This window comes from Xanthomonas sp. NCPPB 3570 (assembly GCF_056725115.1).
The window spans coordinates 1,128,927-1,147,067 of sequence record NZ_CM161513.1; the positions used below are offsets into that span (position 1 = coordinate 1,128,927).

At 69.7% G+C, this 18,141-nt stretch carries 10 protein-coding genes; 9 read left to right on the forward strand and 1 reads right to left on the reverse strand.

Features of this window, described 5'->3' with window-relative positions; genetic code table 11:
• The first annotated feature begins 58 nt into the window (after positions 1-58).
• Both AC1PLR_RS05105 and prpF read left to right on the forward strand, forming a co-directional pair.
• Complete coding sequence (locus AC1PLR_RS05105; protein WP_481102863.1) at positions 59-526, forward strand: SRPBCC family protein; 468 nt, start codon at positions 59-61, stop codon at positions 524-526.
• 38 nt (positions 527-564) lie between these two features.
• On the forward strand, positions 565-1,758 hold the full coding sequence (prpF, locus tag AC1PLR_RS05110) for a 2-methylaconitate cis-trans isomerase PrpF (protein WP_267081866.1): 1,194 nt from the start codon (positions 565-567) through the stop codon (positions 1,756-1,758).
• Positions 1,759-1,818: 60 nt separating this feature from the next.
• Here prpF and AC1PLR_RS05115 read toward each other — a convergent pair whose 3' ends face one another.
• A complete protein-coding gene (locus AC1PLR_RS05115; RefSeq protein WP_481102864.1) occupies positions 1,819-2,418 on the reverse strand; it encodes a hypothetical protein in 600 nt (199 codons plus the stop codon).
• A 570-nt stretch (positions 2,419-2,988) separates the two neighbouring features.
• Between AC1PLR_RS05115 and AC1PLR_RS05120 the strand changes: the two genes are divergently transcribed.
• From AC1PLR_RS05120 to AC1PLR_RS05150, 7 genes are all read left to right on the forward strand, one after another.
• Complete coding sequence (locus AC1PLR_RS05120) at positions 2,989-5,208, forward strand: TonB-dependent receptor (RefSeq protein ID WP_043092898.1); 2,220 nt, start codon at positions 2,989-2,991, stop codon at positions 5,206-5,208.
• A 75-nt stretch (positions 5,209-5,283) separates the two neighbouring features.
• Positions 5,284-6,273, forward strand: a complete 990-nt coding sequence (locus AC1PLR_RS05125) for a nucleoside hydrolase (protein ID WP_481103527.1) — start codon at positions 5,284-5,286, stop codon at positions 6,271-6,273.
• A 508-nt stretch (positions 6,274-6,781) separates the two neighbouring features.
• Positions 6,782-11,671, forward strand: a complete 4,890-nt coding sequence (locus AC1PLR_RS05130) for an alpha-2-macroglobulin family protein (protein WP_481103528.1) — start codon at positions 6,782-6,784, stop codon at positions 11,669-11,671.
• A 289-nt stretch (positions 11,672-11,960) separates the two neighbouring features.
• Complete coding sequence (locus AC1PLR_RS05135; protein ID WP_481102865.1) at positions 11,961-12,617, forward strand: HAD family hydrolase; 657 nt, start codon at positions 11,961-11,963, stop codon at positions 12,615-12,617.
• Positions 12,618-13,091: 474 nt separating this feature from the next.
• Positions 13,092-15,782: a TonB-dependent receptor gene (locus AC1PLR_RS05140; RefSeq protein ID WP_481103529.1), complete on the forward strand. Its 2,691-nt coding sequence runs from the start codon at positions 13,092-13,094 to the stop codon at positions 15,780-15,782.
• 19 nt (positions 15,783-15,801) lie between these two features.
• A complete protein-coding gene (locus AC1PLR_RS05145; protein ID WP_481102866.1) occupies positions 15,802-16,743 on the forward strand; it encodes a glycerophosphodiester phosphodiesterase family protein in 942 nt (313 codons plus the stop codon).
• Positions 16,744-16,890: 147 nt separating this feature from the next.
• Complete coding sequence (locus AC1PLR_RS05150; protein ID WP_481102867.1) at positions 16,891-18,141, forward strand: efflux RND transporter periplasmic adaptor subunit; 1,251 nt, start codon at positions 16,891-16,893, stop codon at positions 18,139-18,141.

Below are 18,141 nucleotides of genomic sequence, written 5' to 3' on the forward strand. Positions count from 1 at the left end.
TCGCTGTCATCGGGCGCGTGCCATGCTGGCCGCGCCCGCCACCGCCGAGGAGACCGCCATGACCACGTCCGCCACCACCACCGGGAGCGTCCACTTGCATCGCGTGCTGCGCGCGCCGGCCGAGCGCGTCTACCGCGCCTTCCTGGAACCGGCGGCGCTGGTCAAATGGCTGCCGCCGCATGGCTTCGTCGCCACCGTGCACGCGCTGGACGCGCGCGTGGGCGGCAGCTACCGGATGAGCTTCACCAACCTCGGCACCGGCACCAGCAGTGCCTTCGGCGGCACCTATCTGGAACTGGTGCCCGGGCAGTTGATCCGCCACACCGACCGCTTCGACAATCCGGACCTGCCCGGCGAGATGATCGTGACCGTGCGGCTGCGGCCGGTGGCCTGCGGCACCGCGCTGGAAATCGTGCAGGAGGGCATCCCGCCGCAGATCCCGGTGGAGTTCTGCCACCTCGGCTGGCAGGAGTCGCTGACCCTGCTGACGCAACTGGTCGAGCCCGAGATTCCCGATTCGCCCTGATCCGCCGTCTCTTCTTTTCGTACGCACCCGGAACCGCCATGGCCCACGCTCCGCAACTCCGCATCCCCGCCACCTACATGCGCGGCGGCACTTCCAAGGGCGTGTTCTTTCGCCTGCAGGATCTGCCCGCGGCGGCGCAGACGCCGGGCCCGGCGCGCGATGCGCTGCTGCAGCGGGTGATCGGCAGCCCCGATCCCTATGCCAAGCAGATCGATGGTATGGGCGGGGCGACCTCCAGCACCAGCAAGACCGTGATCGTGGCGCCGAGCACGCGCCCGGACCACGACGTGGACTATCTGTTCGGCCAGGTGGCGATCGAGCGCGCCTTCGTGGACTGGAGCGGCAACTGCGGCAATCTGTCCGCCGCGGTGGGGCCGTTCGCGATCGCCGCTGGGCTGGTGGATCCGGCGCGGATTCCGCGCGATGGCGTGGCCACGGTGCGGATCTGGCAGGCCAACATCGGCAAGACCATCGTCGCGCAGGTGCCGATGACCGACGGCGCGGTGCAGGAGACCGGCGATTTCGAACTGGACGGGGTGACCTTCCCGGCGGCGGAGATCGCGCTGGAATTCCTCGACCCGGCCGCCGACGAGGACGGCGCCGGCGGCGCCATGTTCCCCACCGGCAACCTGGTCGACACGCTGGAAGTACCCGGCGTCGGCAGCTTCCAGGCGACCCTGATCAACGCGGGTATCCCCACGATCTTTCTCGAGGCGCAGGCGCTGGGTTACCAGGGCACCGAACTGCAGGATGCGATCAACGGCGATGCGCAGGCGCTGCAACGCTTCGAGACCATCCGCGCGTACGGCGCGCTGCGCATGGGCCTGATCGCCACGCTGGAAGACGCGGCGACGCGCCAGCACACGCCCAAGGTCGCCTTCGTCGCGCCGCCGGCCGACTACATCGCCTCCAGCGGCAAGCCGGTGGCGGCCGCCGACATCGACCTGCTGGTGCGGGCGATGTCGATGGGCAAGCTGCACCACGCGATGATGGGCACCGCGGCGGTGGCGATCGGCACCGCCGCGGCGATCCCCGGCACCCTGGTCAACCGCGCCGCCGGCGGCGGCGAACGCACCGCGGTGCGCTTCGGTCACCCCTCGGGCACCTTGCGGGTCGGCGCCGAGGCGCGCCAGGTGGACGGCCAGTGGACCGTCACCAAGGCCTTGATGAGCCGCAGCGCGCGCGTGCTGATGGAAGGCTGGGTGCGGGTACCGGAGACGCCGGCCGGTTGAGCCGGCAGGCCGTGCGGAGGCGCCAGCGCCGCACGGCGCAATCAACGGTGGCGGGTCCGCTCAACTGCAGTCCGCGTTGAGCGACGGGTAGGCCGTGTTGAGCAGCCACTTGCCGTTCGTGGTCCTCGAATTGGCGTACCAGAAGCAGACCTTGACCGGCTTGAACTTGCGCCAGTTGGTGCAGATGCCGTCCCCGTCCGCGGAGGTGCAGGCCCATCCCGCGGTGATGCCGACGCTGGCCGCATCGACGATGTCCTTCGCGCCGCCACTAGTGCCGCAGTCGACGTGCTTGCCGGTCTTGGCCGCTGCCCAGTTGTTGAAGACGCCCTGGAACGTCGCCCAGTTGGCGAACGCCGATTTCCCGAGCTGACTCTGCGCGCCGCTGGGCGGCAGCGGCGTCGTGGCGTTCTGCATGTGCAGGCCGACATGCCCGCCAGTGCCGCCAGCGTCGCGATTGGCGGTGTCCGACGCGGTGCTGGCCACGATGTTGTCGACCGTGGTACAGGTCTTGGCCTGGGCGGAACAGGTGAGCAGCGTCGCGCAGAGCACGGCGACGAGGGACAGGGATCGGGGTGTGAACATCGGGGTCTCTCCAGGGCAGCGCGGATGCGCGCTCTTCAGACGTCGGCAGCGGTCGCTGTGTGAAGCGGCGCGCGGCATGCGATGCGATTCGTGCGGCCCGGGTGGGCTTGCGCCAGCGTATGGCCTTTTGCGCTGCTGGCCTTTCGGCCGCGGGCGCAGGACGTGCGGTTTGGCGTGGTCGCTTGGAAGAGCGGTGTGCCATGGATCGAGCGTCGTCGCGGCGTGTTGCTGCCACCGGTGCGCCAAAGCGGTCTGGAGTCTGAGGACTTCGCGCGTCGGGACTGAAGTCCCTCCCACAGGGCATGTCGCGGTCCCATGCTCTGCCACCGCCACCGCCACCGGCACCGGCACCGGCACCGGTGCCGGTGCCGGTGCCGGCGACCGCGCGCTGTGCATGTCCTTGTGGGAGGGACTTCAGTCCCGACGCGACGAAAAGCGGCTACCGCAATCCGAGAAGGGAGGCCGGCCCAGGCCGGCAGGCGAGCCGCCGCCAGCCCCCGCTTTTGCCAATCCCGACTCCCCAATCCCAAATCCCCACCCCAGCAGATGACGCCAGTCGCCACAGGATGTATATTTTGTGTTAATTATGCTGCGGCGCGGCAAGGACTCGGCGCGCTCCCGATTACGCCCACCCATCCCGGAGTTCCCATGTCTGCCAGTTGGTCGCTGCGCGCCAGTGCGCTTGCCGTTGCCGTCGTTTCCGCGCTTTCGTTCCCCGCCGCCGCCCAGCAGGCGGACAGCACCGACGGGGTCGCCCGTCTGGACACGATCAAGGTCACCGCCGAGCGCCGCGCCGAGGACTCCAAGGACGTGCCGGTGTCGGCCAGCGTGCTGCGCCCGGAATACCTGGACGCCATCGCCACCAGCGGCTCGGACGTGCGCGTGCTGGCCGGCAAGGCGCCCAGCCTCAACGTCGAGTCGTCCAACGGCCGCGTGTTCCCGCGCTTCTACATCCGCGGCTACGGCAACACCGACTTCAACACCTACGCCTCGCAGCCGGTATCGCTGATCTATGACGACGTGGTCGCCGAGAACGCGTTCCTGAAGGGCTTCCCGATCTTCGACCTGCAGAGCCTGGAAGTGCTGCGCGGTCCGCAGGGCACGCTGTTCGGCCGCAACACCCCCGCCGGCGTAGTCAAGTTCAACTCGGTCAAGCCGACCATCGGCGCCAACGACGGCTACGCCAGCCTGTCCTACGGCACCTACGGCACCATGACCATGGAAACCGGCCTGAGCGTGGCGATGGGCGACAAGTGGGCCGCGCGCCTGTCGGCGCTGGGCCAGCGCCGCGGCGATTGGGTCGACAACACCGTCGACAACCGCTCCTTCGAAGGCTACATGGATTCGGCGGTGCGCCTGCAGGTGCTGTTCCAGCCGGGCGAGGACTTCAGCGCGCTGTTCAACGCGCACGCGCGCCACCTCGACGGTACCGCGCGGCTGTTCCGCGCCAACATCTTCCAGCCGGGCACCAACCAGCTGGTCGCCGGCTTCGACCCGGACAAGGTGTCCATCGACGGCAAGAACACCCAGGAACTGCAGACCTACGGCGGTAGCGCCAACCTGACCTGGGACCTGGGCGACATCGTGCTGCACTCGATCACCGGCTACGAGGGCATCGGCAAGTACTACAGCCGCGGCGACATCGACGGCGGCTATGGCGCGGTGTTCGCGCCGCCGTCCGGCCCCGGGGTGATCCCGTTCCCGGTGGAGACCGCCGGCGGCATCAAGAACCTGGACCAGTATTCGCAGGAGCTGCGCGCCGAGTCGCAGTACGCCGGGCCGCTGAACTGGCAGGCCGGCCTGTACTACTTCAACGATTCGGTGGAAGGCGAGAACTACACCTACAACACCCTGGCCGGCGGCACCCTGGCCAGCTACCAGCTGACCCGCCAGCGCAACACCTCGTGGGCGGCGTTCGGCTCGCTGAACTACGCGGCCACCGAGCGTCTGAACCTGCGCGCCGGCATCCGCTACACCTACGACAAGAAGACCTTCGACGTGCTCGCGCTGGACCGCGTGACCCTGCAGCAGCCCTCCAGCGGCAGCACCGACAATTCCAAGGTCACCGGCGACCTCAGCGCCACCTACACCATCAACGACAACGTCAACGTCTACGGGCGCGCCGCCCGCGGTTTCCGCGGCGCCAGCTTCGGCGTGCCGTCGGCCACCGCGCCGCTGACCGTGGCCGCGCCGGAGACCGTAGACTCCTACGAGATCGGCATCAAGTCCGACCTGTTCGACAAGCGTGCGCGCCTGAGCTTCGACGTCTACGACTTCAAGGTGAAGAACCAGCAGCTGACCGCGGTCGGCGGCACCTCCAACGACGTGCGCCTGCTCAACGCCAAGGCCTCCAAGGCGCGCGGCGCCGAGTTCGACTTCGAAGCGCTGCTGACCCAGAACCTGCGCATGACCCTGGGCGGCGCCTACAACTGGACCCGCATCGAGGACCCGACCCTGTCGGTGGGCGTGTGCCGCACCTGCACCGTGACCGATCCGATCAACGCCTCCGGCCGCGCGCTGATCGACGGCAACGTGCTGCCGCAGGCGGCCAAGTGGATGGGCAACGCGACCCTGCGCTACGGCATCCCGGTCGGCGACGACGCCGAGTTCTTCTTCTTCACCGACTGGTCCTACCGCAGCGAGATCAACTTCTTCCTGTACGACTCGCGCGAGTTCGTCGGCCAGCCGCTGCTCGAGGGCGGTGCCAAGATCGGCTACAACTGGGGCGCCGGCGCGTACGAGGTCTCGGTGTTCTGCCGCAACTGCACCAACCAGATCCGCGCCACCGGTGCGATCGACTTCAACAACCTCACCGGCTTCATCAACGATCCGCGCATCGTCGGCGCGCAGTTCCGCGCCAACTTCTGATCGGCGGCCTCGCCGTTGCAACACCGACCGCCGGCTATCATGCCGGCGGTTCTTTTTTGGGAGACGCGCATGCGCGTGCTGAAGCAATGGGCGGCGTCAGCGCTGCTGATCGCGGCGACCTGGGCGGCCGATGCGGTGGCGGCGCCACCGCCAACGACGACCGCGCCGGTGCAGAAGGTGGTGGTGTCCACCGACGTCGGCGACGACATCGACGATGCGTTCGCGCTGGCGCTGCTGTTGCGCAGCCCGGAGCTGCAGGTGCTGGGCATCGCCTCGGCCTGGGGCGACACCGGCCTGCGCGCGCAACTGCTGCAGCGGCTGCTGCAGCAGGCCGGGCGCAACGACATCCCGCTGGCGATCGGCCAGCGCACCGACAGCACGATTCCCTTCAGCCAGGCGCGCTGGGCGGCGAAGGGTACGCTGCCGCGCAAGGCGCCGGATGCGGCGCAGTTCATCCTGGACCAGGCGCGGCGCCATCCCGGCGACGTCACCCTGCTGGTGCTCGGCCCGCTGACCGACGCGGCGCGCGCGCAGCAGCGCGACCCGGCCGGTTTCGCGCAGCTCAAGCAGGTGGTGTTGATGGGTGGTTCGGTGCGCGTCGGCTACGGCAAGTCGCGCTACCGCCCACCGAGTCCGCCGGCGGCCGAATACAACATCGCCGCCGACATCCCCGCTGCGCAGCGCGTATTCGGCGCCGGCGTGCCGATCGTGATGCTGCCGCTGGACGCCACCCAGGTGACCCTGGAGGAGCCGGAGCGGGTGGCGCTGTTCGCCCATGGCGAACCGCTGACCGACGCGCTGGCACAGCTCTACTACCAGTGGCGCGACACCGACCAGCCCTGGGCCAGCGCCACCCCGACCCTGTTCGACGTGGTGCCGGTGGCGCAGTTGCTCGACCCGGGCCTGTGCCCGACCGTGCCGCTGCGCATCGTGGTCGACGACAAGGGCTATACCCGCGAGACGCCGACGGCAGACGCGCCGGGGGCTGCGGCCAACGCGCAGGTGTGCCTGGCGCTGGACCGATCGCGGCTGATCGCGCTGTACATGCAGCGGGTGCTGCGCTGACGTGTCGTTGCGACGAGCGGAGTCGCTGGCCGATCTGTTGCTCTGCAGTCTGGACTGAAGTCCCTCCCACATAGGACGCGTGTCGTGGGTGCTGTCGGCATGGGCGATCGGATTGGCTCCCCTGTGGGAGGGACTTCAGTCCCGACGCGTGGAGCCATCGGTACACCCAGCGCCGTCGCGTCTCGACCGAAGTCCCTCCTACATGACCTCGAAGCGAGGGTGCGCGGATACTCATCCAGGGGGTAGGAGCGGCTTCAGCCGCGACCCGCGTTCCCGGTAAGGCCCGTCGCGGCTGAAGCCGCTCCTACAGGGGCTCCATGGCGATCGGTGGTGCCGTGGCGGGAGGGACGTCCGCACCGACGGCAGCCTGCCGCGAAAACGCCGACGGATGGTGCGCCTTCGCCCCTCCTGACCGTCGCGCCGGCGCTTTATACTCGCGCCACATTCACGGAGCGAACGCATGCACACGGATTCGAAGCGGCGCTGGGCGGGCCTGCGCGCGGGGTTGATGGGGACGTTCTTGCTGCTGGGCCTGGCGCTGGCGCTGGGCGGCTGCAAGCGCAACGAATCCGGGCAGTTGCCCGAGGCCAGCGGCGAGCCGGTGAAGGGGCAGAAGGAAGCGATGAAGGGCTTCGGCCTGGTGCGCGCCTATCCCGACCAAAAGGGCGACGGGCTGTCGCTGGCGCTGGAGTTCTCGCGGCCGCTGGTCGGCACCCAGGATTTCGACAAGCTGCTGCGCTTCGAGGAGAAGGTCGGCACCGACGAGAGCGCCTGGTCGCTGTCCGACGACGGCAAGACCTTGCGCTACCCCTACGTGGAGGCGGCCAAGGACTACACCGTGGTGATCTCGGCCGACCTGCTGGCCGCCGACGGCAGCCGCCTGGGCAAGCCGCTCAAGCAGAAGGTCTACACCGGCGAACTGACCCCGGCGGTCGGCTTCGCCTCGCAGGGCAGCGTGCTGCCGGCGCGCGAGAGCCGCGGCCTGCCGGTGGTCTCGCTCAACGTGCCGGAAGTGGACGTGGAGTTCATGCGGGTCAAGGACAGCGCGCTGCCGGCGTTCTTCGCCCAGTACCAGCGCGGCGGCCGACGCGGCACCTGGGAGCTGGACAGCGACTACGGCGACCACACCCCGATCTCGCAACTGGCCGACTCGGTCTATACCAACCGCTTCGTGCTCGGCGGCGACAAGAACGAGCGCGCGCTGACCTACCTGCCGATCCAGGAGATCAAGGAACTGCAGGCGCCCGGCCTGTACTTCGCGGTGCTGCGTCGCCCCGGCAAGTTCGACAACGAGTACGACACCGCCTTCTTCACCGTCAGCGACATTGGCCTGCACGCGCGCGCCTACAAGGACAAGCTGTTCGTGCACACCGCCTCGCTGCAGAGCGGCGAGCCGCTGAAGAAGGTGGAACTGCGCGTGCTCAACGCCGACGGCGAGCTGTTCCTCAAGGGCCAGACCGACGACAACGGCAATGCGCTGCTGAACTACACGCTCGACGCCGGCCAGGTGCTGGTGGCGCGCAGCGGCACCGACCTGTCGATGCTGCCGTTCAACCAGCCGGCGCTGGACCTGAGCGAGTTCGCCGTGGCCGGGCGCGAGAACGCCTGGTTCGACGTGTTCGCCTGGTCCGGCCGCGACCTGTACCGCCCCGGCGAGACCGTGCGGGTGTCGGCGCTGCTGCGCGACAACGACGGCAAGCCGGTGCCGACCACCGGCAAGGGCGCGCAGCCGGTGTTCCTGCGGCTCAAGCAGCCCGACGGCAAGATCTTCCGCGAGACCCGGCTGCAGCCGGGCGAGCAGGGCTATTTCAGCTTCGAGCAACTGATCCCCGCCGACGCCCCGACCGGGCGCTGGCAGGTGGAGTTCCGCACCGACCCGACCAGCAAGGAAGCGGTGCAGGGCATGACCCTGCGTATCGAGGAGTTCCTGCCCGAGCGCATGAAGCTGGACCTGGACAGCGCGCAGAAGACGCTCAAGCCGGGCGAGCCGTTCAAGCTGCAGGCCACTGCCGCCTACCTGTATGGCGCCCCGGCCGCGGGCAACCGCTTCACCGCCAAGCTGGCGGTGGCGGTCGAGCAGCATCCAGTGGAGGCGCTGCCGGGCTACTTCTTCGGCGACCCGACCCTGCAGTTGCCGCGCGAAGCCAAGGACGTGGTCGATACCGAGTTCGGCGCCGACGGCAAGCTCAGCGAGGACCTGGCGCTGCCCGACGAGGCCAAGCCGACCAGCACCATCGCCGCGTTGGTCTCGGCCAGCGTGTACGAGACCGGCGGCCGTACCGTCACCCGTACGCTCAAGCGCGTGCTGTGGCCGGCGCCGGCACTGGTCGGCGTGCGCCCGCTGTTCGACGACAAGGACGGCGCCGACGCCAACGCCAATGCGCGCTTCGAGCTGATGCGGGTGGATGCGCAGGGCAAGCCGCAGCCGGCCAAGGGTCTGAAGGTGACCCTGGTGCGCGAGTTGCGCGACTACCACTGGGCGTTCACCGACAACCGCTGGGACTACGACTTCACCCGTCGCTTCGAGAACAAGCAGACGCTCACCGTCGATGCCGGCGCCAGCGCCGCCAAGTTCGATTTCCCGGTGGAGTGGGGCGAGTATCGGGTGGACGTGTTCGACCCGGCCACCGGCCTGACCACGCGCTATCCGTTCCATGCCGGCTGGAGCTGGAACGACGACAACCGCGGCCTCGACGCGCGCCCGGACAAGGTCAAGCTGGCGCTGGACAAGACCGGCTACAAGGCCGGCGACACGCTCAAGGTCACCCTGACCCCGCCGCACGCCGGCCCCGGCCTGCTGATGGTCGAGAGCGACCGCATGCTGTACGTGCAGGACATCGACGTGAAGCCGGGCAGCACGTTTGAGATCCCGGTGACCAAGGACTGGGAGCGGCACGACGTCTACGTCACCGCGCTGGTGTTCCGCGGCGGCTCGGCGCCGAGCAAGATCACCCCGGCGCGCGCGGTCGGCGTAGCCCACGTGCCGATGGACCGCAAGGCCCGGCGCGTGGCGGTGGGCCTGGTCGCGCCCAAGCAGATGCGCCCGGAGCAGCCGCTGCCGGTGACGGTGAGCGTGCCGGAGTTGGCCGGCAAGCAGGCGCACGTGACCATCTCCGCGGTGGACGTGGGCATCCTCAACATCACCCGCTTCCCGGTGCCCGACGCCAACGCGCAGTTCTTCGCGCAGCGGCGCCTGGGCGTGGACGCCTACGACATCTACGGCCGGGTGATCGAGAGCTTCGAGGGCGGCACCGGCAAGCTGCGCTTCGGTGGCGACATGGCGCTGGCGGCATTGCCGCAGGCCAAGCGTCCGACCGCGCGGGTGCAGACGGTAGACCTGTTCTCCGGCCCGGTGCAGCTCGACGCCAAGGGCAACGCCCGCGTGCAACTGCCGGTGCCGGACTTCAACGGCACCCTGCGCGTGTCGGCGCTGGTCTATTCGGACGAGCGCTACGGCAACCGCGACGTGGAGACCCTGGTGCGCGCGCCGATCGTGGCCGAGGCCAGCATGCCGCGGGTGATGGCGCCGGGCGACCGCAGCACGGTGACCCTGGACGTGCAGAACTTCACCGGCCAGCCGGGCGAGTTCAAGGTGCGGGTGGATGGCGAAGGCCCGCTGGCGATCGCCGACAACGCACGCAGCGCCAAGCTGGGCAAGGACGGCAAGGCCACGCTGAGCTTCCCGCTGGTGGCGCAGGAGGGCTACACGGTGGCCAAGGTGCGGGTGCGGGTGGAAGGCAATGGCTATGCCGCCGACCGCCGCTACGACCTGCCGGTGCGCGCGGCGTGGCCGTCGGTGCTGCGCACGCAGACCCGCGTGCTCGACCCGTTGGCGCCGGTGACGCTGGGCGCCAGCGATGCCGAAGGCCTGATGGCCGGCTCGGTCAACGCGCGCATGCTGGTCAGCGCCTTGCCGCCGATCCCGTTCGCCAGCGCCCTGCAGGGCGCGCTGGAATACCCCTACGGCTGCGCCGAGCAGACCACCAGCAAGGGCTACGCGGCGCTGCTGCTCGACGATGCCACCGCGCGCCTGCTCGGGGTCAAGGGCCTGGACGCGGCCACGCGCCGCGCGCGCATGGAAGGCGCGTTCGGGCGGCTGGCCTCGATGCAGGTGTCCAGCGGCCACTTCTCGATGTGGGGCGACGACGGCTACGTCAATCCGGGGCTGACCCCGTACATCGCCGAGTTCCTGCTCGACGCCAAGGACGCCGGCTTCGCGGTGCCCGACAACGTGCTGCAGAAGGCGTTGAACCGGCTCAGCGAGGACCTGCTGTCCGGCGGCAACAACTTCTACGGCCAGGACCGCCGCGAGAACCTGAAGTTCGCCAACCAGGCCTGGTCCGGCTACGTGCTGGCGCGGGTCAACCGCGCGCCGCTGGGCACGCTGCGCGCGTTGTACGACAACGACCGCGGCAAGGCGCTGACCGGCCTGTCGCTGGTGCACCTGGGCGTGGCGCTGTCGCTGCAGGGCGACAAGAAGCGCGGCGAAGCGGCGATCGCCGCCGGTTTCGCCAAGGACAGCGCCGACCGGCCGCGCTACTTCGGCGACTACGGCAGCGTGGTCCGCGACGATGCGCTGATGATCGCGCTGCTGCACGAGCGCGGCCTGGCCAAGCCCGAGTACGACGCACGGGTGATGGCGCTGGGCCGCGAGCTGGACGCGCGCCGCCGCGGTGGCTGGCTGTGGCTGAGCACGCAGGAGCAGGTGGCGCTGGCGCGCATGGGCAAGGCCTTGCTCAACAGCCAGACCGCGCAGGTGTCCGGGCAGTTGAGCATCGGCGACAGCAGCGAGGCGATCGCCCCGGCCAAGGCGTTCGGCCGCCAGTTCGGCGAGGCAGAGCTGGCGCGCGGCGTGCACTTCGTGCCGCAGGGCAAGCCGCCGCTGTACGCCAGCCTGGAAATCGCCGGCGTGCCGCGCACCCCGCCGGTGGCCGACGACAGCACGCTGAAGGTGGAGCGCAGCTTCTACGGCACCGACGGCAAGCCGTGGACGCCGCAGCCGCTGAAGGAGGGCGAGGCGCTGATCGTGCGCGTCACCATCACCTCCGACACCGGCATGCCCGACGCGCTGCTGACCGACCTGCTGCCGGCCGGCCTGGAGATCGAGAACTTCAACCTGGGCGACGCCAAGCAGTGGGCCGACGTGGTGGTGGACGGCATCGAGATCAGCGACCGCTCCAACGCCGCCGACGTCAAGCACGAGGAGTTCCGCGACGACCGCTACGTGGCCGCGCTGAGCCTGTCGGCGGGCAGCAAGGCGCAGGTGTTCTACCTGGTACGCGCGGTAACCCCGGGCACCTACACGGTGCCGCCGTCGCTGGTCGAGGACATGTACCGCCCCGACCTGCGCGGGGTGGGCCGCAGCAACCCCGGCACGATCAACGTCGTGCAGCCCTGAGGAAAGCCCCCCTCTCCCCCCGGGAGAGGGGCCGGGGGTGAGGGTCAGACCGCGAGGGAAGCCGCCTGACTCCCCTCTCCCCCCGGGAGAGGGGCCGGGGGTGAGGGTACGACCGCCAGGGACGCCCACCAGCAACGCCGCACCAACCCCCTAAGGGCCGGCGATGAAGGGACGCCGGCCAGCACTGTCAGCCAGAAGGGACAGCTACCATGACCGCCGCACCCAGCGCGCCGCCGCCGGCGCACGCCTGGTCCGTCGCTGCGTCCCCCTCTCGTTCCTGGAGCCTGTCATGCCCCCCGCATCCTCCCCGCCTGCCGCACCCCACCTGGACACCGTGGTGTTCGATCTCGGCGGTGTCCTGATCGACTGGAATCCGCGCCATCTGTACCGCCGCCTGTTCGACGACGAGGCGGCGATGGAAACCTTCCTGCGCGAGGTCTGCAGCCCGCAGTGGAACGAGCGTCAGGACGCCGGGCGGCCATGGCACGACGCGGTGGCCGAACTGAGCGCGCTGCATCCGACGCATGCGCCGATGATCGCCGCCTACCACGCGCGCTGGCCGGAGATGCTGGGCGGGGCGCTGGACGCCACGGTGGCGGTGCTGGAGGAACTGCGCGGGCAGGGCGTGCGGCTGTACGCATTGACCAACTGGTCGCACGAGACCTTCCCGATCGCGCGCGAACGCTATCCGTTCCTACAGTGGTTCGAAGGCGTGCTGGTGTCGGGCGAGGAGCGCCTGGTCAAGCCGGACCCGGCGATCTTCGCGCTGCTGTGCGAACGGTATGCGATCGACCCGGCGCGTGCGGTGTTCATCGACGACGCGCCGCGCAATGTGCACGCCGCCGCGGCCACCGGCATGCATGCGCTGCAGTTCCGCGACGCCGTCACCTTGCGCCAGGACCTGGTCGCACTGGGCCTGCTGCCGCCGCGCGCGCCAGCGACCTGATCCGCGCCGTCGCCGCGCTCTGACGATCACGGTACCGGCGCCGTTGCGCCGGCAGCGATGCCATGGGCCGCTCCACGCCCTGCGAGCGGCCTGCCGTTCGCCGATACCGTGAAGACGTCTGGCCACCGCCGCGCGTGCGCTGTCGCCAGGCTTTCCGCTGACCGCCATCGCTCCGTCATATCCCTGGGATTAAATAACGAACTTTAAGTTACTTAATTCGGTCAACCAGGGGACATCGCCATGCAACCACTCACCCATCGGCGCCGCGCGCTGATCGTCTGCGCGCTCGCCGCCAGCTGCCAGGCCGCGCTGGCGCAGGACGCCGCATCCACCACGGCGACGGTCGCCGCCGACGCCGGCGCCGTCGCGGCCGCCACCGCACCGGCAGTCGGCGACACCACGCCAACCTCCACGCCCGATACCGCGCCGAACGCCGCCACCAGCGACGACGGCACCACCACGCTGTCCAGCGTGATGGTCACCGGCGTGCGCAAGGCCAATGCCGCCGCGATCGAGAGCAAGCGCGCGGCCACCAACATCACCGACGTGGTCAGCTCCACCGACGTGCGCGCGCTGCCCGACACCACCATTGTCGAGGCGCTGCGCCGCATCCCCGGCCTGTCGGTGCTGCCGGCCACCGACAACGAACATCCGCGCGACGAGGCCGCCACCCCGGTGCTGCGCGGTCTCGGCCCGTCCTACAACAACGTCACCATCGACGGCCTGACGGTGGCCTCGCCGGGCACGCCCAACGGCACGCTCGGCTCGATCACCCGCGGCGTGCGCCTGGACATCCTGCCGGCCTCGATGGTCAGCGAACTGCAGGTCATCAAGACCTTCACCCCGGACCTGGACCCGAACGCCACCGGCGGTGCGATCAACCTCAAGACCCGCAGCGCGTTCGAGAACGGCGGCAAGCCGTTCTTCACCGCCGAGGCCTCGCTGGGCCATGCCAACGACGTCGGCAAGCCGCGCGACCAGGACGACCCGGGCTACCGCCTGCTCGCCACCGGCAGCCGCACCTTCGGCAGCGAAGGGCAGTACGGCCTGACCCTGTCCGGCAACTACCAGACGCTGAGCAGCTACACCGAAACCCACATGACCACCGACACGGTGCACTACGGGTTCTACGACAACAGCGGCGTACTGCAGAGCGGCAACAACCTGGGTAACGGCTGGGCCGTGCCGCAGCAGGACAAGTACTGGTACGTGATGGACAAGCGCGACCGCTACGGTCTCACCGGCAAGTTCGAGGCGCGGTTGAGCGAATCCCTGCAGGCCTACGCCATGGCCGGCTACTACTACTTCCGCGACAACATGGAGCGCAACGAGATCATCCTCGATCCGCGCAACCGCAACCGCGTCTACAACCAGACCGCCACCAGCGGCACGTACCCGGTCGGCGACGTGGAAGTGGGCTACTCCAACCAGATCACCACCACCCGCACCAAGCTCGGCCAGACCGGTTTCGAGTGGCGCCCGGACGACCGGCAGGTGCTGTCGGCGCGCGCGTCCTGGTCCGATGCCACTTATGCCGAACCGATCAAGATGATCAAGTACGTCACCGGCGCGCAGCGCCCGGCGGCGGTGCCTACCGGGCAGACCGGCGCCGGCGTCACCGTGGTGCCGACGGCGGCCTATGGCTTCAACTACGACACCTCTGCGCTCAACCAGCGCTTCCCGATGTCGGCGCAGTCGTACTACAACTACGACAACTACAGCCTGCTGTACTGGCGCCCGGACTACCAGCGCAATGCGCGCGACAAGGTGCTCACCGGCCGCCTGGACTACGCCTTCAACCGCGGCGAGATGGACCGCGGCGTCGGCTTCGGCAGCGGCCTGAGCTACACCCGCGACGAACCCGGCTTCGACATCTACCGCGTCGAATACCAGCCCAACCGCAGCGCCCCGCCGCTGAAGATCGCCGACGTGCTGGCGCCGTCCAACGCGCCGATGCGCTACCTGGGCCTGAACCTGATCGCGATCGATCCGGACAAGGCCAACCAGATCCTCAGCGCCACCCCGCTGAGCGCGTTCAACCGCACCGACCAGAGCGCCTTCAGCAACCAGGACAACTTCAGCCATCGCGAAGAAATCTTCGGTGCCTACGGCCTGGTCGGCTATCGCGCCGACGATTTCGACGTGGAAGCCGGCCTGCACTACGACCATACAGACCAGTCCACGGTCGGCCGCCAGCGGCAACTGGACGCGGCCACCGGCAGCTACGTCTACGTCGATGCGCCCACCGAGTCGCGCTACGCCAAGGTGCTGCCGTCGGCGGTGATGACCTACCACGTCAACGACCGCCTGGACCTGCGCGCCGGCGCCAGCCGCACGCTGGGCCGTCCGCCCTACGACGCCTACGCCGCGCGCACTTCGATCGGCTTCGTCAACAGCAGCGACATGGGCAATCCCAACGCGCAGGGCGTGACCGTCACTATCGGCAACCCCGATATCAAGCCGCGTGTGTCCACCAACCTGGACCTGTCGCTGGAGTGGCGCCTGCCCGACGATTTCGACGGCATGCTCGCCGCGGCGCTGTTCGACAAGCGCATCCAGGACGAGATCTTCACCCTCTCGCGCACCGACCAGTTCAGCTTCAACGGCACCACCTATTCCAACGTGCTGATCAGCACCCCGGCCAACGCCGCCAAGGCGCACGTGCGTGGCCTGGAACTGAGCGCGGTGTTCAACACCTTGTTCCCCGGCGTGCCGGCCCTGTCCGGCCTGGGCGCCAGCGCCAACCTGGCGCTGCTCGATGGCGGCATGGACGTGCCGTTCACCAGCGGCAGCGCGCCCAACCTGGTGCAGAGCCAGCGCACCGTCGATCGTCTGGTCGGGCAGCCGGGCTACACCGCCAATGCCTCGCTGTTCTACACCGTCGGCGGGGTGGAGCTGCGCGCGGCCTACAACCGCCAGGGCAAGGCGCTGCGCGCCATCGTCAGCAACATCGCCTGGCAGGATCTGTACTGGGCGCCGCGCTCGCAGTTGGACCTGTCGGCGACCTGGGCGGTGAGCAAGCAGCTCAGCGTGTTCGGCCAGATCAGCAATGTCACCCACAGCCGCCTCACCAGCTTCACCGGCCCCGGCGAGAACCTGCTGAAAGACAGTTATTCGATGCCGACCACCTACTGGCTCGGCCTGCGCTTCACCCCGTCGCTGTGACCGTTGCCGGAGACCTTCCATGAACCTGCTTTTCTCGCGCGGCGCGGTCATTGCCGCCCTGCTGACCGCCACGGCCCCGGCCGTGGCCGCCATCGCCCCGATCCAGGCGCGCCTGGCCAATCCCGACGGCGGCATCTTCGTCGTCGCCCACCGCGGCTGCCACAACCCCGCGCCGGCGCATGGCTTCGCCGGGCATGCGCCGGAGAACTCGCTGCTGGGCCTGGAGCGCTGCGTGGCGCTGGGCGTGGACATGCTGGAAACCGACATCCGCCGCGCTGGCGACGGCACCCTGGTGATGTTCCATGACGCCACCGTCGACCGCACCACCGACGGCACCGGCAAGGTCGCCGAACTGACCTGGCCGCAACTGTCGCGGTTGCGCCTGCGCGACGACGAGGGCGGCGCCGACGCGCCGCTCACCGACCAGCATCCGCTGACCCTGCAGCAGATGCTGGCCGCGGCCAAGGGCCGGATCATGCTCAACCTCGACGTCAAGGCGCCGATCTACGCCGAGGTGGTCGAGGCGGTGCGCCGCGCCGGCATGGAGCGCCAGGTGGTGGTGAAGACCGAGGTCGGCGTCGCCAGCCAGAATCTGGCATCGATGCCGCCGTTCGACCGGATCAACTTCACCCCGGTGCTGCTCAACCCGCCGGGCACCGACGACCTGGTGCAGACCGTGCGCACCCAGACCGATGGCAAGGTGCGGCCGGTGGCGATCGAACTGCCGCGGATGCGTCTGGCGCAACTGCCGGCGGTGGCGGCACTGGCCAAGCAGCGGCAGGTGCGGCTGCTGGTCAATACGCTGTGGGAGGGCTTCGTCGCCGAGGTCGGTGGCGATGCCGATGCGGTGCGCGATCCGCAGGCGGTGTGGGGGCGGCTGTATCGGGCCGGCATCGGCGCCTTCCAGACCGACGAACCGGAAGCGCTGTTGCGCTATCGCGCCTCGCTGGAAAAGCCGTGAGCCGCGCGTGACCGCGCCACTGTCCGGAATCGGTCGGTGCGCGACCGCTTGCGGACGTGGCGATTGCGCGCGTCGCCAGCGCAGCATAGGTAATTCAATGCGTTAGCGTGGTTCGGCGCTTGGCACGCAGCCTGCTGCACAGCAGGCATGGATATCGCGAAATCCCCGAACCGTTCGTTCTGGCGCCAGCGCCGCCGCTGGCTGGTGGCGGCCGCCATCGGCGTGGTGCTGTTGGGCGTGGCGCTGCTCGGCAGCGGCCGCGCCGCGCCGCGGGTGGCACGCAGCGAAGTGTGGATCGATGCGGCCACGCGCGGCGAGATGCGTCGCGAGGTCCGCGCCAACGGCGTGCTGGTGCCGCGGCAGATCCGCTGGATCACCGCCGGGGCGCCGGCCACGGTGCAACAGCAACTGGTCGAGGCCGGCGCGCGTGTACAGGCCGACACGCCGCTGCTGCAGTTGGCCAATCCCGAACTGGAGGCCGGCCTGGACCGCGCCCGCGCTGCGCTGGCCGCCGCCGATGCCGACCTGGCCGCACTGCACGCCGCGCTGGCCTCGCAACTGCTGGACCAGCAGGCGCTGCAGGCGCAGGCAGAGTCCGAGTTGCAGATCGCGCAGATCAAGGCCAAGGCCTACCAACGCGGCCACGACGGCGGCGCGATCTCGGTGATCGACCTGACCCAGAGCCAGATCGTCGAGGCGCAGCAGCGCGGCCACGCCGAGATCGAGCGCAAGCGCGTGGCCGCGTTCCGGCAGAACATGGCCGCGCAACTGCGCGCGGCACAGGCACGGCGTGAACAGGCCGCCAGTGCGCTGGCCATCGCCACGCAACAGGCCGACTCGCTGCAGGTGCGTGCAGGCAGCGACGGCATCCTGCAGCAGGTGGACGTGGAGCCGGGCCAGCGCGTCGAGGCTGGCGCCAAGCTGGCGCGGGTTGCGCGCCCGGACGACCTGCTGGCACGCCTGCAGGTGCCCGAACTCCTGGCCAAGGACGTGATCGAAGGCTTGCCGGTGGCGGTGGACACGCACAACGGCGTGGTTCGCGGGCAGGTGGCGCGGATCGATCCGGCGGTGCGCAGCGGCAGTGTGGCGGTCGACGTGCGGCTGACGCCGCCGCTGCCGCCCGGCGTGCGCCCGGACCTGTCGGTGGACGGCCGCATCGTGCTCGGCACGCTGCGCGACGTGGTCAGCATCCCGCGCCCGGCGCTGGCCGTGCCCAACGCCGCCGGCAGCCTGTTCGTGCTGCGCGACGGCGGCGACACCGCGCAGCGCATCCGCGTGCGCTTCGGCGCCGCCTCCAGTGACCGCATCGAAGTGCGCGCCGGCCTGCGCGCCGGCGATCGCGTCGTGCTGTCCGACACCAGCCAGTGGAATGCCGACGCCACCTTGCGCTTACGCTAG